This window comes from Pseudomonas borbori, from assembly GCF_900115555.1.
Classification (GTDB): Bacteria; Pseudomonadota; Gammaproteobacteria; order Pseudomonadales; family Pseudomonadaceae; genus Aquipseudomonas; species Aquipseudomonas borbori.
Genome location: NZ_FOWX01000015.1, coordinates 48,318 through 69,217, shown reverse-complemented (window position 1 = coordinate 69,217; position 20,900 = coordinate 48,318). Strand labels below are relative to the sequence as shown.

The 20,900-nt window shown below is 63.7% G+C and carries 18 protein-coding genes, 1 tRNA gene and 1 pseudogene; 1 reads left to right on the top strand and 19 read right to left on the bottom strand.

Annotated elements, in window-relative coordinates; translation table 11 throughout:
• Positions 1–11: 11 nt before the first annotated feature.
• The 5 genes from BM315_RS12995 to rnr form a co-directional block, all read right to left on the bottom strand.
• Positions 12–905, bottom strand: coding sequence for a hypothetical protein (locus BM315_RS12995; RefSeq protein WP_090501607.1), 894 nt, complete (start codon positions 903–905; stop codon positions 12–14).
• A gap of 36 nt (positions 906–941) precedes the next feature.
• Positions 942–1,172: a 30S ribosomal protein S18 gene (gene rpsR / locus BM315_RS12990; protein WP_003246847.1), complete on the bottom strand. Its 231-nt coding sequence runs from the start codon at positions 1,170–1,172 to the stop codon at positions 942–944.
• Between the two features lie 28 nt (positions 1,173–1,200).
• A complete protein-coding gene (gene rpsF, locus BM315_RS12985) occupies positions 1,201–1,626 on the bottom strand; it encodes a 30S ribosomal protein S6 (RefSeq protein WP_090501605.1) in 426 nt (141 codons plus the stop codon).
• 292 nt (positions 1,627–1,918) lie between these two features.
• Positions 1,919–2,671: a 23S rRNA (guanosine(2251)-2'-O)-methyltransferase RlmB gene (gene rlmB / locus BM315_RS12980; RefSeq protein ID WP_090501603.1), complete on the bottom strand. Its 753-nt coding sequence runs from the start codon at positions 2,669–2,671 to the stop codon at positions 1,919–1,921.
• Positions 2,668–5,214, bottom strand: a complete 2,547-nt coding sequence (rnr, locus tag BM315_RS12975; RefSeq protein ID WP_090501601.1) for a ribonuclease R — start codon at positions 5,212–5,214, stop codon at positions 2,668–2,670. The genes rlmB and rnr overlap by 4 nt, the downstream gene beginning before the upstream one ends.
• A gap of 214 nt (positions 5,215–5,428) precedes the next feature.
• Between rnr and BM315_RS12970 the strand changes: the two genes are divergently transcribed.
• Positions 5,429–5,515 (top strand) — tRNA-Leu (locus tag BM315_RS12970).
• A 148-nt stretch (positions 5,516–5,663) separates the two neighbouring features.
• On the opposite strand, the gene BM315_RS25470 is transcribed toward BM315_RS12970, so the two are convergent.
• The 14 genes and pseudogenes from BM315_RS25470 to BM315_RS12905 all read right to left on the bottom strand — a co-directional run bounded on the left by BM315_RS25470 (position 5,664) and on the right by BM315_RS12905 (position 20,899).
• On the bottom strand, positions 5,664–6,548 hold the full coding sequence (locus tag BM315_RS25470) for a methyl-accepting chemotaxis protein (protein ID WP_425287784.1): 885 nt from the start codon (positions 6,546–6,548) through the stop codon (positions 5,664–5,666).
• Positions 6,522–6,782 (bottom strand): annotated as a pseudogene (locus BM315_RS25465) (HAMP domain-containing protein); the annotation flags it as partial. The gene BM315_RS25470 and the pseudogene BM315_RS25465, both read right to left, overlap by 27 nt.
• Before the next feature lie 945 nt (positions 6,783–7,727).
• A complete protein-coding gene (locus tag BM315_RS12960; RefSeq protein ID WP_090501597.1) occupies positions 7,728–9,023 on the bottom strand; it encodes an adenylosuccinate synthase in 1,296 nt (431 codons plus the stop codon).
• Between the two features lie 147 nt (positions 9,024–9,170).
• Entirely contained in the window at positions 9,171–10,358 is a 1,188-nt protein-coding gene (locus tag BM315_RS12955; RefSeq protein WP_090501595.1) for an ATP phosphoribosyltransferase regulatory subunit, read from the bottom strand.
• A 37-nt stretch (positions 10,359–10,395) separates the two neighbouring features.
• Entirely contained in the window at positions 10,396–10,581 is a 186-nt protein-coding gene (locus BM315_RS12950; RefSeq protein WP_090501593.1) for a DUF2065 domain-containing protein, read from the bottom strand.
• Between the two features lie 154 nt (positions 10,582–10,735).
• A complete protein-coding gene (gene hflC / locus BM315_RS12945) occupies positions 10,736–11,605 on the bottom strand; it encodes a protease modulator HflC (protein WP_090501592.1) in 870 nt (289 codons plus the stop codon).
• Complete coding sequence (gene hflK, locus BM315_RS12940; RefSeq protein WP_090501590.1) at positions 11,605–12,759, bottom strand: FtsH protease activity modulator HflK; 1,155 nt, start codon at positions 12,757–12,759, stop codon at positions 11,605–11,607. Before hflK ends, hflC begins: the two co-directional genes overlap by 1 nt.
• Positions 12,760–12,855: 96 nt before the next feature.
• Positions 12,856–14,157 (bottom strand): ribosome rescue GTPase HflX, encoded by a 1,302-nt coding sequence (gene hflX / locus BM315_RS12935; RefSeq protein WP_090501588.1) that lies wholly within the window; start codon positions 14,155–14,157, stop codon positions 12,856–12,858.
• Between the two features lie 14 nt (positions 14,158–14,171).
• Positions 14,172–14,432, bottom strand: a complete 261-nt coding sequence (gene hfq, locus BM315_RS12930) for an RNA chaperone Hfq (protein WP_090501586.1) — start codon at positions 14,430–14,432, stop codon at positions 14,172–14,174.
• Between the two features lie 102 nt (positions 14,433–14,534).
• Entirely contained in the window at positions 14,535–15,512 is a 978-nt protein-coding gene (gene miaA / locus BM315_RS12925) for a tRNA (adenosine(37)-N6)-dimethylallyltransferase MiaA (protein WP_090501584.1), read from the bottom strand.
• A 123-nt stretch (positions 15,513–15,635) separates the two neighbouring features.
• Positions 15,636–17,507: a DNA mismatch repair endonuclease MutL gene (mutL, locus tag BM315_RS12920; RefSeq protein WP_090501583.1), complete on the bottom strand. Its 1,872-nt coding sequence runs from the start codon at positions 17,505–17,507 to the stop codon at positions 15,636–15,638.
• Positions 17,504–18,934 (bottom strand): N-acetylmuramoyl-L-alanine amidase, encoded by a 1,431-nt coding sequence (locus BM315_RS12915; protein ID WP_425287782.1) that lies wholly within the window; start codon positions 18,932–18,934, stop codon positions 17,504–17,506. The genes mutL and BM315_RS12915 overlap by 4 nt, the downstream gene beginning before the upstream one ends.
• A gap of 10 nt (positions 18,935–18,944) precedes the next feature.
• Complete coding sequence (gene tsaE, locus BM315_RS12910) at positions 18,945–19,412, bottom strand: tRNA (adenosine(37)-N6)-threonylcarbamoyltransferase complex ATPase subunit type 1 TsaE (protein ID WP_090501579.1); 468 nt, start codon at positions 19,410–19,412, stop codon at positions 18,945–18,947.
• The gene (locus BM315_RS12905; protein ID WP_090501577.1) at positions 19,400–20,899 is read right to left on the bottom strand and encodes an NAD(P)H-hydrate dehydratase; all 1,500 of its coding nucleotides are present in this window, start codon (positions 20,897–20,899) and stop codon (positions 19,400–19,402) included. Before BM315_RS12905 ends, tsaE begins: the two co-directional genes overlap by 13 nt.
• Between the last annotated feature and the right edge of the window lies 1 nt (position 20,900).

Here is a 20,900-nt window from a genome sequence, read left to right as displayed (position 1 = left end):
CCTCTTAACTTTTAACCTTCACCGTTCGCAGGACCCGAGCCGTGCTTGCGCTCGAAGCGACCACGAAAATCAAACAGGCTGTCGACAATGGCCAGGACCACCAGTAACGGATAAGTCAGCTGCATGAACAGCAGCAGCGTGATGTACAACCCGACCAGCCAGAACTTGGCCAGTCGCCCTTGCGCCACCAGCCCATGCAACAGGGCTATGGCGGCGAACACCAGCGGCACGCTGCACAGCGGGGTCAACATGGCCATCTCGGCGCCCAGGTTGGGGCCCAACAGCATGCCGACCAGCAGCAACATCGCCGGTGCCAGCGGCAGTCGCAGCGCGCGAAACTCGCGTCCGAAACCACCCGGGTTATACAACAGCGCCTGCCAATAACGCCCAAGCATCAGGCTCAGCAGGCTGACAATCTGCAGCAACGCCGCCAATAAACCGGTCAGCACCGGTGCAATCAGGCTCTCCAGGCGCGCTCGCTCGTCCACCGACATCTGCTGGTGAACCCCATCGAGCATTTGCGGCAGGAGCTTTTGCAGCTCACCTGCCATCGCCGCGATGGGTTCGCGGAACACCGCACCCAAAACCAACCCGTACACCAGGCCCAATGCCACGCTGCACAGCAGCACACGATCCCAGGACAGACTGGCGCGCAACAACAACGCCAGCCCCAACGCACCGAGCAACACCAACAGGGTGCGCGGCTCACCGAAATACCACCAGCCTATCGCCGGTAGCATCGCCCAGGCGAGGATGCCCAGGGCATCGCTCAGACCGCGCCGCAGGAGCACCAGGCAACCTGCGGCAGCACTTAACCAGAACAGCAGCGGCAATGCCGCCGAAACCACCACCACGAGGATGGCCTGCATACGGCCGCGCATAATGAATTCAGCCAAGGCGCGCATGCGTTTTATCCCTTACTTCTTGTCGAACACCCGATCTCAGCGGCCGTGGCTGTCGGTGTAGGGCAGCAGGGCCAGGAAGCGGGCGCGCTTGATAGCGGTAGCCAGCTGACGCTGATAACGAGCCTTGGTACCGGTGATACGGCTAGGAACGATCTTGCCGGTTTCCGAGATGTAGGCTTTCAGGGTGTTGAGATCTTTGAAATCGATCTCTTTCACGTCTTCAGCGGTGAAACGGCAGAACTTACGACGACGGAAGAAACGTGCCATGTAATTGGCTCCTCAATAGATCCGTGGATTACTCGTCAGCGTTATCGCTGCTGTCACTGGAGTCGCTGTCATCGCCATCGGCGGAATCGGCACTGTCAGGACGGTCGCGACGCTCACGGCGCTCACTGCGGTTTTCTTCGGCCTTGAGCATCTCGGACTGGTCGATAACGGCCTCGTCGCGACGGATGACCAGGTTACGGATCACGGCATCGTTGTAACGGAAGTTGTCTTCCAGCTCGGCCAGGGCCTTGCCGGTGCACTCGACGTTGAGCATCACGTAGTGAGCCTTGTGGACGTTGTTGATGGCGTAAGCCAACTGACGACGACCCCAATCTTCCAGGCGGTGGACTTTACCGCCGTCTTCTTCGATCAGCTTGGTGTAACGCTCAACCATGCCGCCGACTTGCTCGCTCTGGTCCGGGTGAACCAGAAAGATGATTTCGTAATGACGCATAAATGCTCCTTACGGGTTGTAGCCTGCCGCCAAACGCGGTCAGGCAAGGAGTGAATATCACTGTGTGTCTTGCCGAAACAGCAGGGCGCGCTAGCGCCTGCCGTCGCGGCAAGGGGCGCCATTCTAGAGAAGCGCCCAGGCACAAGCAAGGTGGACTGGTGATTATTTGAGCAGCGCAGCGATCACCACACCAGGCCAATTCATGTGACAGCCAGGGGCGCCGAGTCCTTGCTGGCGATCGGCGCGCATGCACACCGGATCGCCGGAGTGCCGAACCACAGCACGCAGGTTCCTACGGCTTGCTCTTGCCGCTGCGCTGGCGCAGCGCTTCGAACAGGCAGACCCCGGTCGCCACCGAGACGTTGAGACTGCTGACGCTGCCGGCCATCGGCAACTTGACCAGGTAATCGCAATGCTCGCGGGTCAGCCGGCGCATGCCCTTGCCTTCGGCGCCCATGACCAGCACCGTGGGCCCGGTCATGTCGTGCTGATACAACTCCTGCTCGGCCTCGCCGGCCGTACCGACTACCCACAGACCGCGCTGCTGGAGCTTCTCCAGGCTGCGCGCCAGGTTGGTCACCGCCACCAACGGAATCACCTCGGCGGCGCCACAGGCCACCTTGCGCACCGTGGCATTGAGCGTGGCGGACTTGTCCTTGGGCACTATCACCGCCAGCGCACCCGCCGCATCGGCGGTGCGCAGGCAGGCGCCGAGGTTGTGCGGATCGGTCACCCCGTCCAGCACCAGCAACAGCGGCGGGCCAATGGCGCGATCGAGCAACTCCTCGAGCATCGCCTCGCCCCAGACCTGGCTGGGGCTGACCTCGGCGACCACACCCTGATGCACCCCCTCGACCCAGGCATCCATCTCGCGGCGCTCGCACTGGCCGACGGCAACCCGCGCATCCGCCGCCAACGCCAACAGGGTTTGCACCCGTGGATCATTGCGCCCTTCGGCCAGCCAGACCTGCTTGACCCGCTTGGGGTGATGACGCAGCAAGGCTTCCACGGCATGCACGCCGTAGATCTTTTCCAACTGACTCATGATTTTGCCTTACGCTTGCGCGACCCATCACCGGCGGCCGGCGCCCCGCCCTTCGGCGGACCCTTGCGATGCTTGGCGGCCTTGCCATCCGCGCTCGCCGACCTGGCCGGCTCGCCTTTAGCACCGCGGCCCTTGCCCTTGGACTCGGCCAGCAGCGCCTTTTTCAGCTCGCGACTCTTCTCCACATCGGTACCGCCGGCAGCGGCAACTCGCCCATCCCTGCGCGCGGTCTTACCCGCCGCCGACTCGAAACCACCGCGCCTACGCCCGGCCGGCGCATCCACGACGCTCTGGGCCATTTCGAAGTCGATCTTGCGCTCGTCCAGATCGACCCGCATGACCTTGACCTCGACCGTGTCGCCGAGGCGGAAGTTACGCCCGCTGCGCTCTCCGGCCAGACGGTGGTGGACCGGATCGAAGTGGTAGTAGTCGGCCGGCAAGGCGGTGACGTGCACCAGGCCTTCGACGTAGATATCGGTCAGCTCGATGAACAGGCCGAAACCGGTCACCGCGGTGATCACGCCAGGGAAGGTTTCGCCGACACGATCCTTCATGAACTCGCACTTGAGCCAGTTCACCACATCGCGGGTGGCCTCGTCGGCGCGCCGCTCGGACATCGAGCACTGCTCGCCGAGCTGTTCCAGGGTCGGCTCATCATAGGGATAGATGCGCGCCTTGGGCATGCTCGCCGCGCCCGCGCGCTTGACGTGCGGGGTATCGAGTCTGGAGCGGATCACGCTGCGGATCGCCCGATGGATCAGCAGGTCCGGGTAGCGGCGGATCGGCGAGGTGAAGTGGGCATAGGCCTCGTAATTCAGGCCGAAGTGGCCCTGGTTGTCGGCGCTGTACACCGCCTGACTGAGCGAACGCAGCATCACGGTCTGGATCAGGTGGTAATCCGGGCGGCCGCGAATGCTTTCCAGCAGCGCCTGGTAGTCCTTGGGCGTCGGACCGTCCTTGGACTTGCCGCGATGCAGGGACAGGCCCAACTCGGTGAGGAAGGCCTTGAGCTTTTCCACCCGCTCGGGCGGCGGACCATCGTGCACGCGATACAGCGCCGGAATCTCATGCTTCTGCATGAACGCGGCGGTGGCCACGTTGGCGGCCAGCATGCACTCCTCGATCAGCTTGTGCGCATCGTTGCGCTGGGTCGGCCGGATCTCGGCGATCTTGCGCCCGGCACCGAAAACGATCCGCGTCTCCTGGGTCTCGAAGTCGATGGCGCCACGCTCGTGCCGCGCCGCCAGCAATACCTGGTACAGCGAGTAGAGCTGCTTGAGGTGCGGCAGCACTGCCTTGTACTCACTGCGCAGGGCCTTGCCTTCGCTGCCTTTCGGCTCTTCGAGCATGGCACTGACCTTGTTGTAGGTCAGGCGCGCATGGGAGTGGATCACCGCCTCGCAGAACTGGTAGTCGATCATCTTGCCGGTCTTGGAGATGCTCATCTCGCAGACCAGGGCCAGACGATCCACCTGCGGATTCAGCGAACAGAGGCCGTTGGACAGCTCCTCCGGCAGCATCGGGATCACCCGCTCGGGGAAATACACCGAGTTGCCGCGCACCTGCGCCTCGGCATCCAGCGCCGAATCGACTTTCACATAATGGGAGACGTCGGCAATCGCCACATACAGCTTCCAGCCGCCGGAGAACAGCCGCCAGTTGCTGCCATTTTTCTCGCAGTACACAGCATCATCGAAATCGCGGGCATCTTCGCCATCGATGGTAACGAAGGGCAGGTGACGCAGATCGATGCGTTTTTCCTTGTCCTTCTCCTCGACTTCAGGCTTGAGCTTGCGCGCCTCCTTGACCACGGCCTCGGGCCAGACATGCGGGATGTCGTAGCTGCGTAGCGCGACATCGATTTCCATGCCCGGCGCCATGTAGTTGCCGACCACCTCCATCACGTCGCCCTGCGGCTGGAAACGCGGGGTCGGCCAGTGGGTGATCTTCACCTCGACGAACTGGCCCTGCTTGGCCCCGGCATTGCGCCCCGGGGTGACCAGCACTTCCTGCTGGATCTTCGGGTTGTCGGCGACCACGAAACCGATACCGCTCTCTTCGTAATAGCGACCGACGATGCTTTCATGGGCGCGGGTCAGCACCTCGACGATGCCGCCTTCGCGGCGCCCACGCCGATCCAGGCCGGTAACCCGCGCCAGGGCACGGTCGCCGTCGAAGACCAGACGCATCTGCGCCGGACTGAGGAACAGGTCATCACTGCCGTCGTCCGGAATCAGGAAGCCGAAGCCATCGCGGTGACCGCTGACGCGGCCGAGGATCAGGTCCAGCTTGTCCACCGGCGCATAGGTGCCGCGGCGGGTGTAGATCAACTGGCCGTCGCGCTCCATGGCGCGCAGCCGACGGCGCAACGCCTCGATCTGCTCTTCGGTGGTCAAGCCAAACTCGTCGAGCAACTGCTCACGGTTCGCCGGGGAACCACGTTCGGCGAGGTGCTGCAGAATCAGTTCGCGACTCGGGATGGGATTTTCGTATTTTTCCGCTTCACGAGCGGCCTCAGGGTCGAGGGATTGCCAGTCGGCCATTAGAGAGAGTTCACCTTTTCTATTTAAATTCGGTTTGCCATGTGCCTATTGAAGCGCGAAACCACTATCCGGGTCAGCCCAGCACACAGAATAAAATTTTTTGATCACGGGGGTTTACAAGTAAAAACTCGATCCGTATTATGCGCGCCACAACGACGGGAAACGAAGTTAACCAAGTTGTAGTTGATAGCAAATGAGCGATCATTGCAATCAAGCCCAGGTGGTGAAATTGGTAGACACGCCAGCTTCAGGTGCTGGTGACCTTACGGTCGTGGAAGTTCGAGTCTTCTCCTGGGCACCAATTCAAAAAACCGAGCCAAGCGCTCGGTTTTTTCTTGCCTGCGATTTAGCACGGCATACTAGCCCCGCCCGACTGCTAATTGCAGGCTGGGTCTTGCAGTTGCAGACTGCGCAACCCAACCGACAAAAACGTAATCCAGAATCCCCAACTAGACGCGGAACTGCCCCAGACTGGCCTTCAGTTGCCTGGCCAGACCATCCAGCACCCGCCCGCTGTCGGCCGTGGCGGCCACCGCCTCGGCCGCCCGCTGAGCCTCGGCATGAATCACCTCGACCCGTCCACGCACCGCATCGGCACCTTGCGCCTGATGCGCCGCTGCCTGAGTCGCCGCATTGATGGCGCCATGCACCTCCTCCACCGCCGCCTGCACCGACTGCTGCACCTTGGCGCTTTCCAGCAGCGCAGCCAGCCCCTGATCCGCCTGCTGGCCGGCCTGCCCGATTGCGCCAACCGCCTCACGCGCGCCTTTTTGCAAGGCACCGATATGCGCCTGAATATCGCCGGTCGACTGCTGGGTCTTGCTCGCCAGGGCACGCACCTCGTCGGCGACCACGGCAAAACCGCGACCGCTCTCCCCAGCGCGCGCCGCCTCGATGGCGGCATTCAAGGCCAGCAGATTGGTCTGCTCGGCGATACCATGGATCACCGTCAGCACCACTTCGATCTGCTCGCTCTGCCTGGCCAGGCGCTCGATCACTGCCGCTCCGTCGCCGACCCGCAGCACCAGAGTCTCCATCGCCCCACCGACCCGCGCCGCAATCGCCGCATTATCCTGAGTCGCCTGCCGAATCGCCGCCACCCGGCGCAACGCCTCCTGCATCGCCTGGCTTTCCGCCTGCGCCTCACCCGCCATCTGCGCCAAGGCCTGCAGGCTACCCGCCACCTCGTCGCGCTGACGCCCGGCGGCAGCCTCGGCCGCCGCACTGCGTGACGCCAGACCGTCGATTTCGCGTCCGGTGAGTACCGCCACCTCGCCCGCCTCGCGCACGATGGGCTGCAACCTGGCGACAAAGCGATTGACCGCGGCCGCCATCTCACCCACCTCGTCACGACTGTCCAACTCGACTCGCCGGGTCAGGTCGCCCTCGCCCTGCGCCAAGTCCTGCAGGGCCGCGATCAGCAATCGCAGGCGACTCAACACCCGCCAACCGAGGACCAGCGCCACCGCCAGCAACGTCAGCAAACCGACCACCAAGAGCCCGACAGCGATACGCCAGCGCAAGCTCTCGGCAGCAGCCCGCACCGAGCTCAGGCTACCCTGCGCCATCCCCTCGGCCGCCTGCTGCGCCTCAGTCAGGCGCCGCTGCAGCGCCTGAGTGCTTTCACCCGCAGCGCTGGCCAGACTGACGTCCACCAACTCGCCGGCGCTGTCCACCAGCGCGGAAAAACGCTGATCAAGCGCTTGCAACTCCTGCTCCACAGCCGCCCTGGACAAGCCCAACTGGACCTTGCCGATCTGCGCCCCCATGGGACTAATAGCTACTTCGACCATATACACCTGCGGATCGCGCGAGGCCGCCTCGACCAGCTTGTCCAGCGGAGTATCGCCCTGCCCCGCCGCGACCAGAGCCCGAACCCGCGCATCGCTGCGGTTGAAATTGCGGGTCAGGCGCTGTCCCTGCGCGTCGTAATAGACGGCGAACAGCACCGCGGGATCGCGCTGAGCGATGCGCGTGAACGCAGTCAGCGCCGGCACGTCGCCATCCCAGATCGCCTTGGGCGCGACACCAGCCAGCAACTGCGCCATGGCGCCGCCCGACTGCTTGAGATTCTCCTCGAGTACGCCGCGCAACTGCTCCTGCTCGGCCTGGAGCCGCCCGGACAACGCCACCCCCAGGCTTTCACGGGTATTGGCCGACAAGGCGGTCAAGCTCTGCACCACCTCACGCTCGGCAGCGCCCAACTCGCCACCCAGACGCTGGCTATCGCCTTCCAGGCGCGTCGTCAGGTCGGCGACCAGGTCACCCACAGTGGTGCGGGTCAACCATACGGCCAGGAATACCTGCACCAGCATGGCCACGCCCAGGGCAATGAATACCGGACGCAACAAACGGCTGTGCAGCAATGCGAACATGGCGGACAAGGTTCCACTCCTTTCAAATCGGGCCAGCTTATAACCAGTGATCGGCCGCAGAATCCAAAGCTGAAGCCACCACCATAAAACAACAAAGGGCCGCCCATGGCGACCCTTTGCTGTACCGCTCACAAGCTCTCAAGCGAACGGGTGACGCAGCACGATGGTCTCGTTGCGATCCGGGCCCGTGGAAATGATGTCGACCGGCGCACCGACCAGTTCTTCCACGCGCTTGATGTAGGCCCGCGCACTGGCCGGCAATTCGTCCAGGGTCTTGGCGCCCAGGGTCGACTCGCTCCAGCCCGGCATTTCTTCGTACACCGGCTGCAACCCCAGATAGCTGTCGGCATCGGTCGGCGCATCGACCAGCACTTCGCCGTACTGATCCTTGTAGCCGACGCAGATACGAATGGTCTCGAGGCCGTCGAGCACATCGAGCTTGGTCAGGCACAGACCGGAAATGCTGTTGATTTCGATGGCGCGGCGCAGGATCACCGCATCGAACCAGCCGCAACGACGGGCACGCCCGGTGGTGGAGCCGAATTCATGGCCACGCTTGGCGAGAAAGGCACCGGTTTCATCGAACAATTCGGTCGGGAACGGACCCGAGCCGACACGGGTGGTGTAGGCCTTGGTAATGCCGAGGATGTAATCCAGGTACATGGGGCCAAACCCCGACCCCGTGGCGATACCACCGGCCGTGGTATTGGAGCTGGTGACATAGGGGTAGGTACCGTGATCGATGTCCAGCAGCGAACCCTGGGCGCCCTCGAACATGATGTCCTTGGACTCGCGGCGCATCTCGTGCAGTACCGCCGTCACATCGGCCATCATCGGCTTGAGCAGCTCGGCGTATTCCATGCACTCGTCCAGGGTTTTCTGGAAATCAATGGCCGGTTCTTTGTAATAGTTCTGCAGCACGAAGTTGTGGTAATCGAGCAACTCGCCGAGCTTGGCGGCGAAACGCTCGCGGTGGAACAGGTCGCCAATACGCAGACCGCGACGCGCCACCTTGTCTTCGTAAGCCGGGCCGATGCCGCGACCGGTGGTACCGATCTTGAGATCGCCACGAGCTCTCTCGCGCGCCTGATCCAGGGCCACATGGTAGGGCAGGATCAGCGGGCAAGACGGGCTGATACGCAGGCGCTCGCGCACCGGCACGCCCTTTTCTTCCAGCTTGACGATTTCCCGCATCAGCGCGTCAGGGGCAACCACCACGCCATTGCCGATCAGGCACTGGACGTTCTCGCGCAGGATGCCCGAAGGGATCAGGTGCAGAACGGTTTTTTCGCCATCGATCACCAGGGTATGACCGGCATTGTGGCCACCCTGGTAGCGCACGACGGCTGCAGCCTGTTCGGTGAGCAGGTCGACGATCTTACCCTTGCCCTCATCGCCCCACTGGGTGCCCAGGACTACGACATTCTTACCCATAACACTTGTCCTCTTCGCGCAAGCTTGATGTCGACCGCAGCCGACGGAAACAATTTGGGACGGCCTATCAGGACGGCCAGTTTGGACGGCCTGTCAGGCCGACCCAATCAGGTATGCAACCAGCGCCCGACCGACCTGAACCCCAGATCAGGAAGCCAGCGGCATCACCTGCCAACGGCCGTCACACAGCAATAATTGTCGATCACAGCCCACCTCATGCGCGTCAGCCAAAGCCTGCCCAGGCAAAGCCTGCACCACACGCTCGCCTTCACTGCGCAGGCGCTGCACGGCACGCCACAGGTACAGGTCATGATGATCAGGCGCCCAGATGCCCGCCGGTAGCTCACCGAGCGGCATCTGACCGAGACTGACCAGGGTTTTCAGATCGGTGGAGAACCCCGTCGCCGGACGCGCCCGACCGAAGTCCGCACCTATATCGTCATAGCGACCGCCCTGGGCTATCGACTGGCCGACACCCGGCACGAAGGCCGCGAATACCACGCCGGTGTGATAGCGATAACCGCGCAACTCGCCCAGATCGAAGTACAACGGCAACTCCGGGTAACGCAGGCTCAGCGCATCGGCAATCGCCAGCAAGTCATCCAGCGCAGCATGCACATCGTCCGGCGCCTCGACCAGGCAAGCCTGCGCCAGGTCCAGCACTTCACGACCACCACAGAGCTCGGCCAGGGCGCGCAGCATCGTGCACAGCGCAGCCGGTAAGGCCTCGGTCAGCAGCACAATCTCATCCATGGCCTTGCGCTGCATCGCATCGAACAGTTGCTGCTCGACCTCGCCGGACAAGCCGGCGGCACGCGCCAGGCCACGGTAGATACCGACATGACCGAGATCCATGTGGATGTCGGGGACCTGCGCCAGCTCCAGGGTGTCCACCAGCAGGCTGATGACCTCCACATCGCTGGCCGGACTGGCATCGCCATACAACTCGGCGCCCAACTGGATCGGGCTGCGCGAGGTGGTCAGCGCGCGCGGCTGGGCATGCACCACACTGCCGGCATAACACAGCCGGCTCGGCCCTTCGCGGCGCAGTGTATGTGCATCGATCCGCGCCACTTGCGGCGTGATATCGGCACGAAAGCCCATCTGCCGGCCCGACAACGGGTCGGTCACCTTGAAGGTGCGCAGATCCAGATCCCGACCCGCTCCGGTAAGCAGCGACTCCAGATATTCGATATGCGGCGTCACCACGAATTCATAGCCCCAGCGCTGGAACAGATCCAGCACCTGACGGCGCGCGACTTCAATGCGCGCCGCTTCCGGCGGCAGTACTTCTTCGATGCCATCTGGCAATAGCCAGCGGTCTACCGTTGCCATTTCGCCATTCCCCTCTTGAACCGGGCGGCACAAGCCTTCAGTGAAGCAGATAAAGGAAAGCTGTACCCAGCAACATGCTGGTCAGCCCCATCAATCGCAGTCGTCGATCCGACAACCTTGCAAGCTGTGCGACTGCCCCACGCCAAAGGCGCGGACAAAGGAAGGGCAGGATGCCTTCCAGGACCAGCAAGAGACAAAACGCAATGCCCGATTCCTGCCACATGATACCCACAGACGCAAAAAAGCCGGGATTTCCCCGGCTGCCGAATCATACCACGCTCATAGCCACAAGCCACAAGCCACAAGCCACAAGCTTTAAGCTGCAAGCGAAGTCCGACGCTTACTTGCAGCTTATGGCTTGCAGCTTGACGCTGCCTTTAGGGCTTGGACTTTTCCAGATAACGGAAGAAGTCACTGCTCGGATCGAGCACCAGCACATCACGCTTATCCGCGAAGCTCTCACGATAAGCCTTCAGGCTGCGATAGAACGAGTAGAACTCCTGATCCTGGCCATACGCCTTGGAGTAGATGGCCGCTGCCTGGGCATCGCCATCGCCGCGCAGCTCTTCCGCCTGGCGGTAGGCATCAGCCAGCAACACGCGGCGCTGACGATCGGCATCGGCACGAATACCTTCGGCCAGTTCCTTACCCTTGGCCCGATGCTCGCGCGCCTCACGCTCACGCTCGGAACTCATGCGATCGAACACGCTACGGTTGACTTCTTTCGGCAGGTCGATGGCCTTGACCCGCACATCCACCACCTCGATACCCAGTTCCTGCTGGGCGGCACGGTTCAGCGACGCGGTAACGTCCGCCATCAGCGCATCACGCTCGCCGGACACCGATTCGTGCAGCGTGCGCTTGCCGAACTGGTCACGCAACGAAGCCTCCAGGCGCCGCGACAGACGCTCGTCAGCGATCTGCTTGATACCCGAAGTCGCGGTGTAGTAACGCTCGGCATCGAGCACCCGCCACTTGGCGAAGGCATCGACCATCAGCGCCTTCTTTTCCAGGGTGAGGAAGCGTGAACTGGAGGAATCCAGAGTCAACAGACGCCCATCGAACTTGCGCACCTGATTGACGTAAGGAATCTTCACATGCAAGCCCGGCTGCACGTCCGGCTGGACGATTCGACCGAACTGCAACAGTACTGCCCGCTCGGTTTGCGCCACTATATAGAAGCTGTTCCAGGCCACCAGCGCCAGCACTACGCCAACTATCAGGGCGATCAGCGATTTATTGCTCATCAGCGGCTCTCCCTTGTACGCAGCTCGACCTGGCGCGGCTCACTACCGACACGCGCACCAAGCTCACTGGCACCCGCACCCGAAATGGCACTAGCGCCGGCACTGCTGCGGCCGTCGATCATCTTGTCCAGCGGCAGATAGAGCAGATTGTTCTGCCCCTTGTCGCCAGTCACCAACACCTTGCTGCTATTGCTCATCAGTTCCTGCATGGTGTCCAGATACAAACGCTCACGCGTGACCTCCGGCGCCTTGCGGTACTCGGCCACCAACGCAGTAAAGCGATCGGCCTCACCCGTTGCCCGGGAAACCACTTCATCGCGGTAACCACTGGCGTCCTCGATCAAGCGCTGGGCTTGACCACGAGCCTCCGGCACCACGCCGTTGGCATAGGTTTCCGCCTGATTCTTCTCGCGCTGCTCGTCTTCACGGGCGCGAATCACGTCATCGAAAGCCTCCTGCACCTCGCGCGGCGCCGCCGCACTCTGCACGTTGACCTGGGTGACATTGATGCCGGTGCGATAAGTATCGAGGAAACGCTGCAGACGGTCCTTGACCTCACTGGCCATCAGCTCGCGGCCTTCGGTCAGCACCTGATCCATCTCGGTGGAGCCGACCACATGGCGCACTGCGCTGTCGGTGGCGTGCTGCAGACTCACTTCCGGCATGTCGACGTTGAGCACGAAATCCTGCAGATTGCTGATCTTGTACTGCACGGTCAGCGGCACTTCGATGATGTTCTCGTCCTCGGTGAGCATCTGCCCCTGCTTGCTGTAGGCACGCTCGCGGGTGACGTTCTCCTGGAACTTGCGATCGATCGGCGGGAAGTAGATGTTCAGGCCCGGCCCTACGGTTTCGTAGTATTTGCCGAAACGCAGCACCACGGCCTGCTCCTGCTCATCGACCACATAGATCGCGCTGTACAGCCAAATGGCCGCGAGCACACCCAGGCCAATAAACAGCAGACCGAAACCACCGCCTTTACCGGCACCGTCGTCACTGCCACGTTTCTTACCACCACCGAACAGCCCGTTGAGGCTTTCCTGCAGCTTGCGGAAGGCCTCGTCGAGATCCGGTGGCCCCTTGCGATCGCCGCCTTTGCGGCCGCCCCAAGGATCCTGATTGTTCGAGTTGCCACCCGGCTCATTCCAAGCCATAGCGCTCTCCATCAAATAAAGCAAAGACGCGCCCACGGCGCGCCGACCAATGCTACCCAATGCCAGCCATCAGCGGCAAAGCCACTGTCGCAGGCTTTATTGCAAAGTGTGTTGCTCGATAAACTCCAACGGTTGCAAACCTGCCCGGGTGACCAGTCGATTCAATTCGACCCGCGGCAGGCGTACCGCCAACAAACTGCTGCCATCCTCGGCATGCTCCTCGCTCTGCACCGCACCCAGGGCAAAAAACTGTGCGCGCAGCCGCGCCAGGCGTTGCGGCAACTGCAATGTAGCGATAAACAGGTCGTCGCCCAACAACTCGGCAATGGCCTGCTTCAACAGGGGCAGGCCACGCCCGTCACGGGCAGACAACCAGACCCGCTGCGGCTTGCCGTCGGCGTTGCGCTGAATTTGCGGCTCGACCCCTTCGAGCAGATCCAGCTTGTTGTAGACCTCGAGCATCGGCAACTCGTGCGCGCCGATCTCGCCGAGCACCGCCATGACCTGCTCGATCTGCTGATCGCGCTCAGGCTCATGCGCATCGATCACATGCAGGAGCAGGTCGGAATTGCTCGATTCCTCCAGAGTCGCCCGGAAGGCTTCGACCAGTTTATGCGGGAGATGACGAATAAAGCCCACCGTATCGGCCAATACCACCGGCCCCAGGTCGTCCAACTCCAGGCGGCGCAAGGTCGGATCCAGGGTAGCGAACAACTGGTCGGCGGCGTAAACGTCCGACTCGGTCAAGGCATTGAACAGGGTCGACTTGCCGGCGTTGGTATAGCCGACCAGGGACACCGAAGGGATATCCGCGCGCTTGCGCCCGCGCCGCGCCTGCTCGCGCTGACTGCGCACCTTCTCCAGCTTCTGCTTGATCTGGCGAATGCGCACGCGCAGCAGGCGGCGGTCGGTTTCCAGCTGGGTTTCCCCCGGACCGCGCAGACCGATACCGCCTTTCTGCCGTTCCAGGTGGGTCCAGCCACGCACCAGGCGGGTGCTCAGGTGATCCAGCTGAGCCAGTTCGACCTGCAGTTTGCCTTCGTGAGTGCGCGCGCGCTGGGCGAAAATATCGAGAATCAGGCCAGTGCGGTCCAGCACCCGGCACTCGAAAATCCGCTCCAGATTGCGTTCCTGACTGGGCGTGAGGACGTGGTTGAAGATCACCAGATCCGCCTCGAGAATCTTGACCTGATCGCGCAACTCCTCGACCTTGCCGCTGCCAATCAGGTATTTCGCAGTCAGCCGGTTACTCGGCACGCTGAGAAAGGCAACCGTGTCAGCACCGGCCGAGACGGCCAGCTCCTGAAACTCTTGCGGATCTTCGCGCGCCGCGGAATCTTGACCTTCCAGATGAACCAGAACAGCCCGCTCACCCCCTTCATGGCGCTCGAAGAACAATACGACCTCCTAGATCAGGCGTTGCCCGGCTCGGCTTCAGCCAGTTCGGTCTCGGAAACGCTCGGCAAACGCACCGGGCGGCTTGGCACCACAGTGGAGATAGCGTGCTTGTAGACCATCTGGCTGACAGTATTTTTCAGCAAAATCACGAACTGGTCGAACGACTCGATCTGACCTTGCAGCTTGATGCCGTTGACCAGATAGATGGAAACCGGGACGCGTTCCTTACGCAGGGTATTCAGGTAAGGGTCTTGTAGCGAATGCCCTTTTGACATGTGTCGCACTCCTTTGAAAAATCAATAATTAATAGTTTTAGTGAACCAACAAACGGGTTCAGGCCGCCATACCCCCAAGGATAGACGGCCAATGGCAAGGTCTCAGGTCAATATGGAGGCCGCCGCCAGGTATTTCAAGGCGCGCGGCAGATTGTCACAAGCCAGGCTATCCAGCCAGTGCAAATCGGCCCAACTGCGCAACCAGGTAAACTGCCTTTTGGCCAACTGCCGCGTGGCGATAATGCCACGCTCGCGCATCTGCGCCTCACTCAGGTTGCCTTCGAGAAAATCCCACACCTGGCGATAACCCACTGCACGTATAGACGGCAACCCCGGATGCAGGTCACTTCGCTGACGCAGGCGTTCGACCTCGTCGACAAAGCCCTGTTCCAACATCGCCTGAAATCTTTGTGCAATTCGCGCGTGCAACAATTGGCGCTGCGCCGGAGCAATGGCCAAGTGCGCGACAGTATAGGGGAATTGTCCCGCTGCGGACGCACCCATGACATGATTTTGCTCCGCCTGGCGCTGGCGGTGCGCAGTCATGCTCAGACCGCTGACTCGATAGACTTCCAGCGCCCGAACCAGGCGTTGCGGGTCATTGGGATGGATGCGCGCCGCGGACTCGGGATCGACCGCCTGCAGCTCGCGGTGCAGGACCTCCCAGCCTTCGACCTCGGCGCGCCCTTCCAGCTCGGCGCGCACCTGCGGATCGGCGCCGGGCATATCGGCCAGCCCTTCGAGCAGCGCCTTGTAATACAGCATGGTGCCGCCAACCAGCAGCGGGATATGTCCCCGCGCGCTGATGTCGGCCATCGCCGCCAGGGCGTCGGCACGAAACTCGGCGGCCGAGTAGCTTTCGGCCGGGTCGCGGATGTCGATCAGGCGATGGGGGAACTCGGCCAGAGTGGCTTTGTCGGGCTTGGCGGTGCCGATGTCCATGCCGCGATAGACCAAAGCCGAGTCGACGCTAATCAACTCGCACGGCAGCACCCGCGCCAGCTCGAGGGCCAGATCGGTCTTGCCGGCGGCGGTGGGCCCCATCAGGAAGATGGCGGGGGGCAAAGCGTTGGCAGTCATAAGCTCAGCTAAGGCAGGATGGACAGATAGTTCGTAGGAGCGGGCCATGCCCGCGATTGTCGAGGATCGCGGGCATCGACAGAGTCGCCCACGCACCTGCGGCGACTCGCTCTGCGCTGCGTTCTAGCGGCCACGCAGGAACAACTTGTCCAGGTCATCCATGCCCAACTGGGTCCAGGTCGGCCGGCCGTGGTTGCACTGGCCGCTGCGCTCGGTGTGTTCCATGTCGCGCAGCAGGGCATTCATTTCCGGCAAGGTCAGGCGGCGATTGGCGCGTATCGCACCGTGACAGGCCATGGTGCCGAGCAACTCGTTGAGATGCGCCTGAATCCGGTCGCTGGTGCCGTACTCGAGCAGATCGGCCAGTACATCGGCCACCAGTCGATTGGCCTCGGCCTGCTTGAGCAGCGCGGGAATCTGCCGGATCGCCAGGCTTTCCGGGCCCAGACGCTGCAGCTCGAAGCCCAGGCGCTGAAACCAGGGCGCATGCTCCTCGGCACAATCGGCCTCGCGCTGGCTGACGGCCAGCGACTCGGGCACCAGTAACGGCTGGCCGCGCAGACCTTCGCTGGCCATGGCCACTTTCAGCCGCTCGTAGGTAATCCGCTCATGCGCCGCGTGCATGTCGACCAGCACCAAGCCCGGCACGTTCTCGGCGAGGATATACACGCCCTTGAGCTGGGCGATGGCATAACCGAGCGGCGGCACGTCGCCCTGGGCCTCGGGCAGGCTCGCCGGCGCGGCTGCCAGCGGCGCGAAAAACTCGCGGTAGGCGCCCTGCGCCTCGGCCGCAGGCACTCCGGCCTGCGGCCGCTGGCCCTGATAACCGGCCCCCGGTGAGCGCCAGAGCGACTCGCGCGGTGGCGGCTCAAGCAAGCTGGCGGCCAGACCGATCTCGCCCTGCGGGCCGAATTCGCCGGCCGCCTGCCCGGTCGGCGCAAGCATGCCGCTCACCGCGGCCGGTGCGGCCAGTTGATCCTCCGGGCGCACATCGCCCAAGGCACGATGCAAGGTGCCGTAGAGGAAATCATGGACCATGCGCCCGTCGCGAAAGCGCACTTCGTGCTTGGTCGGGTGCACGTTGACATCGACCACCGCGGGGTCGATTTCCAGGAACAGCACGAAGGTCGGGTGACGGCCATTGAACAGCACGTCGCGGTAGGCCTGGCGCACCGCATGGGCGACCAGCTTGTCGCGCACCGTGCGCCCGTTGACATAGAAGTACTGCAGATCGGCCTGGCTGCGCGAGAAGGTCGGCAAGCCGACCCAGCCCCACAGGCGCAGGCCGTTGCGCTCGATCTCGATGGGCAGCGCCTGCTCGAGAAAGGCCGTCCCGCAGACCGATGCCACCCGCCGCGCACGGCTGACATCGTCATGCGCCTCGTGCAAGCCGAGCACGGTCTTGCCGTTATGGCGCAGGTGAAAGGCCACATCGAAACGCGCCAACGCCAGGCGCTTGATGACTTCCTGCAGGTGATCGAACTCGGTTTTCTCGGCCTTGAGGAATTTACGCCGGGCTGGGGTATTGAAGAACAGGTCGCGCACTTCCACCGAGGTGCCCACCGGATGCGCCGCCGGCTGCACCCGCGACTGCATGTCGCGGCCTTCGGTCTCCACCTGCCAGGCCTGCTCGGCAGCGGCCGTGCGCGAGGTCAGGGTCAGGCGCGCGACCGAGCTGATCGAGGCCAGAGCCTCGCCACGAAAGCCCAGGCTCATGACCTGCTCGAGGTCTTCGAGCTCACGGATCTTGCTGGTGGCATGCCGGGCCAACGCCAGCGGCAGATCGTCCGCCGCTATGCCGCCACCATCGTCGCGCACCCGCAGCAGCTTGACCCCGCCCTGTTCGACATCCACCTCGATGCGCCGGGCGCCGGAGTCCAGGCTGTTCTCGAGCAATTCCTTGATCACCGAAGCAGGCCGCTCGACCACCTCGCCCGCGGCGATCTGGTTGGCCAGACGTGGACTCAACAACTGGATACGCGCTTCACTGTTCATGGCTGAACCGCCAGCGCCGTGGTCGGAATCTGCAGGGTCTGGCCGACCTTGATCACATCGGAGCTCAGCGAATTGGCGCTGCGCAGGGCACCAAGGCTGACCTGGTAACGTAGCGCGATCAACGCCAGGCTCTCGCCGGAGCTGACCACATGCTCGCGCGGCCCCTGGGCAATCTTGCCGTTATCGCGCTGCCAGGCGACGTAGCTGCCGGGCGGCGGGTTCTCCTGAAAGAACTGGCGCACGCCGCTCACGATGGAACGGGCCAGCGCCTGCTGATGGCCGGTACTGGCCAACTTGCGCGCTTCATTGGGGTTGGAGATGAACCCGGTCTCGACCAGGATCGACGGCATGTCCGGCGACTTGAGCACCATGAAGCCGGCCTGCTCGACCCGGCGCTTATGCAGCGGCGTGATCCGCCCCATATTGCCCAGCACCTTGTTGCCGACATTCAAGCTGGACGACAGCGACGCGGTCATCGACAGATCCAGCAGCACCCCGGCCAGCATGCGGTCCTTGTCGTCCAGGCTGACATTGCCGGCGCCGCCGATCAGATCCGACTGGTTCTCCGAGTCGGCCAGCCAGCGCGCCGTCTCCGAGGTGGCGCCGCGATCCGACAGGGCATACACCGAGGCGCCAAAGGCCGCCGCCCGCGGCGCCGCATCGGCATGAATCGAGACGAACAGATCGGCACCCTTCTTGCGTGCGATGTCGGTGCGCTTGCGCAACGGGATGAAATAGTCGCCGGTGCGCACCAACTCGCCGCGAAAGCCTTTCTCGGCGTTGATCTGGCGCTGCAATTCCTTGGCGATCGCCAGGGTCACGTGCTTCTCGAACTGACCCTTGACCGGCGACAGCGCGCCCGGGTCTTCGCCACCATGACCGGCATCGATGGCGATGACGATATCGCGCTTGCCGCTGGGCAGCGGGGTCAGCTTGGCTGGCGCCTGGGTCGGCGTGACCGGCACCACTGGCGCACTGGCCACCTGAGTCACGGGCAGACCGGGAGCAGCACCCGCCTCCTGATCGAACAGATCGACCACCAGGCGATGGCCATATTGCTGATTGGGCGCCAACATGAAGCTCTTCGGCGTAACCTGCGCCGACAGGTCGATCACCACCCGCAGCTCTTCGGCCGTGCGTTGCGCCGAACGCATGCCGGTAATCGGGGTATTGCTCAAGGCCAGGTTATCGAAGCTGGTCGCCAGCTTGGCGCCGCTGACATCGATGACGATGCGGTTCGGCGCCGTGAGGGTAAACACACTGTGCTGCACCGGACCGGACAGGTCGAACACCAGGCGCGTGTTGTCCGGCGCCCGCCACAGCCTGACGCTGCGCACATCCGAAGCGGCAACAACCTCGGCAGCCAGCGCCGCCAGTACCACTCCAACCGCGATGAAACGCGCGCCTATGCGCATACCCGACCCCATTATGTTTTGATCATGCCCCGGAGGCCAAAACGGCACACCAGGTTTCACCGCGCTCACCTTGCGCCTGCAATTGCAGGGCACGGCCGGTCGCTTGCGCGGTAATGGTAATGTCCATGTCGGCCTTTGGCAAAACACCTGCGCCGCGCTCCGGCCACTCGACCAGACACAAGGCATCCCCTTGAAAGTAGTCGCGTATTCCCAGGTACTCCAGTTCCTCCGGGTCGACCAGGCGATACAGGTCGAAATGGAACACGCGAACCGCGTCTATCTCGTAAGGCTCAACCAGGGTGAAGGTCGGACTCTTGACTGCCCCGGCATGGCCCAGGCCGCGAATGATCCCGCGCGACAGGGTGGTCTTCCCCGCTCCCAGGTCGCCATGCAGATAGATCACCCCGCGCCCGCCACTGACCTCGGCGATACGCGCGCCCAGTCCCAGCATCGCCGCCTCATCGGCGGCATACAGCTCTAATTCGGCCAAGCTGACTGCTCCTGCAACAATTGACGAATGACGGCGCACAGATCGCTTGCCGCCAACCCACAGCCCTGCCCGGCCAGACGCTCGCCGGCACTTGCATGCAGCCAGACCGCCAGACTGGCCGCCGCCATCGCCGGCAAGCCCTGGGCCAGCAGCGCACCGATCAGGCCGGCCAGCACATCGCCCAGGCCGGCGCCGGCCATTACCGGGTGACCGCGATCGCAGAGCAGCAGCTGCCCATCAGGATCCGCCACCAGGCTACCCGCCCCCTTGAGCACGCACACCGCCTGGTAGCGCCGGGCCAGAGTCCGCGCCGCTGCCGGGCGGTCGGCCTGCACCTCGGCGCTACTGATGCCCAGCAAGCGCGCGGCTTCGCCCGGATGCGGGGTGATCACGCCGCCCGCCGGCATCCTGACCGCACCCGCGGCCAGCAGGTTGAGGGCGTCGGCGTCCCACACCTGCGGCGCCTCAGCGATACACGCAGCCGACAGCAGGCTGCGGCCCCAGGCCCCTTGCCCCAGGCCCGGCCCGACCACCCAGACGCTGGCCGCGGCGCCCAGCGCCAGCAGTTGATTGGCCGAGGCCACGGCGGCGCTCATCACCTCGGGCACGCGCGCCTGCGCCGCGGCCAGGTGCTCGCCACGGGTCGCCAGGGAAACCATCCCGGCACCGCCACGCAAGGCGCTCTGCGCCGCCAACAGGGCGGCACCGGCCAAGCCGCGGTCGCCGCCGACCACCAGCACATGGCCCAACTGCCCCTTGTGCACGGTGCGCGGCCGCGCCGGCACGCGCGGCACATTGGCCCCAGCCAGGCGCTGCGCCACCCACGCCTGCGCAGCGACCAGCGCCGGCTCGGCCTGCAGGTCAGCGAATACCAGTTCGCCCAGCCAATCCGCCGCCACCCCGGTGAACAGCCCCAGCTTCAGGCCGATCAGGGTCACCGTCAGCTGTGCACGCACGGCCACGCCCAGCACCTGACCGCTGTCGGCACACAGGCCCGAGGGAATATCCACCGCCAGGACCGGCAGGCCGCTGGCGTTGAGCAGGCGAATCGCCTGGGCATAGGGTTCGCGCACCGCGCCGCTGAGGCCGGTGCCGAGCAGTGCATCGACCACCACCCCGCTCAGCTCGGTGCATTCGCTCCAGGGCTGGACAGATACGCCCGCGGCCCGCGCCTCATCGCGTGCCTGCGCCGCAGCGCCTTGCAGCTGCAGCGGATCGCCCACCGCCAGCAGCTGCACCTGCCAGCCGGCGCGCAGCGCCAGGGCCGCCACCAGATAGCCGTCGCCGGCATTGTTGCCGCGCCCGGCCAGCACCGTCAGCGTTCCGGCGTCCGGCCAACGGCGGCGCAGTGCGCGCCAGATGGCATGGGCGGCGCGGCTCATCAGCTCGAAGCCCGGGGTACCGGCGGCGATCAGGCGCGCATCCAGCTCGCGCACCTGGGCGGCGCTATACAAGGCGAGGGGAAGATTGTCTGGCGATTGCGGCATG

Bases quoted from the DNA above. Each gene is read 5' to 3' on its own strand.
- miaA (WP_090501584.1), bottom strand. From the start codon at position 15,512: ATGACTGCCAACGCTTTGCCCCCCGCCATCTTCCTGATGGGGCCCACC.
- rpsR (WP_003246847.1), bottom strand. From the start codon at position 1,172: ATGGCACGTTTCTTCCGTCGTCGTAAGTTCTGCCGTTTCACCGCTGAA.
- BM315_RS12950 (WP_090501593.1), bottom strand. From the start codon at position 10,581: ATGTGGCAGGAATCGGGCATTGCGTTTTGTCTCTTGCTGGTCCTGGAA.
- mutL (WP_090501583.1), bottom strand. From the start codon at position 17,507: ATGAACAGTGAAGCGCGTATCCAGTTGTTGAGTCCACGTCTGGCCAAC.
- hflC (WP_090501592.1), bottom strand. From the start codon at position 11,605: ATGAGCAATAAATCGCTGATCGCCCTGATAGTTGGCGTAGTGCTGGCG.
- BM315_RS12960 (WP_090501597.1), bottom strand. From the start codon at position 9,023: ATGGGTAAGAATGTCGTAGTCCTGGGCACCCAGTGGGGCGATGAGGGC.
- BM315_RS12915 (WP_425287782.1), bottom strand. From the start codon at position 18,934: ATGGGGTCGGGTATGCGCATAGGCGCGCGTTTCATCGCGGTTGGAGTG.
- rpsF (WP_090501605.1), bottom strand. From the start codon at position 1,626: ATGCGTCATTACGAAATCATCTTTCTGGTTCACCCGGACCAGAGCGAG.
- rnr (WP_090501601.1), bottom strand. From the start codon at position 5,214: ATGGCCGACTGGCAATCCCTCGACCCTGAGGCCGCTCGTGAAGCGGAA.
- hfq (WP_090501586.1), bottom strand. From the start codon at position 14,432: ATGTCAAAAGGGCATTCGCTACAAGACCCTTACCTGAATACCCTGCGT.
- BM315_RS12905 (WP_090501577.1), bottom strand. From the start codon at position 20,899: ATGCCGCAATCGCCAGACAATCTTCCCCTCGCCTTGTATAGCGCCGCC.
- BM315_RS12955 (WP_090501595.1), bottom strand. From the start codon at position 10,358: ATGGCAACGGTAGACCGCTGGCTATTGCCAGATGGCATCGAAGAAGTA.
- BM315_RS25470 (WP_425287784.1), bottom strand. From the start codon at position 6,548: ATGGCGGCCGCGGTCAATCGCTTTGTCGCCAGGTTGCAGCCCATCGTG.
- hflK (WP_090501590.1), bottom strand. From the start codon at position 12,759: ATGGCTTGGAATGAGCCGGGTGGCAACTCGAACAATCAGGATCCTTGG.
- BM315_RS12995 (WP_090501607.1), bottom strand. From the start codon at position 905: ATGCGCGCCTTGGCTGAATTCATTATGCGCGGCCGTATGCAGGCCATC.
- rlmB (WP_090501603.1), bottom strand. From the start codon at position 2,671: ATGAGTCAGTTGGAAAAGATCTACGGCGTGCATGCCGTGGAAGCCTTG.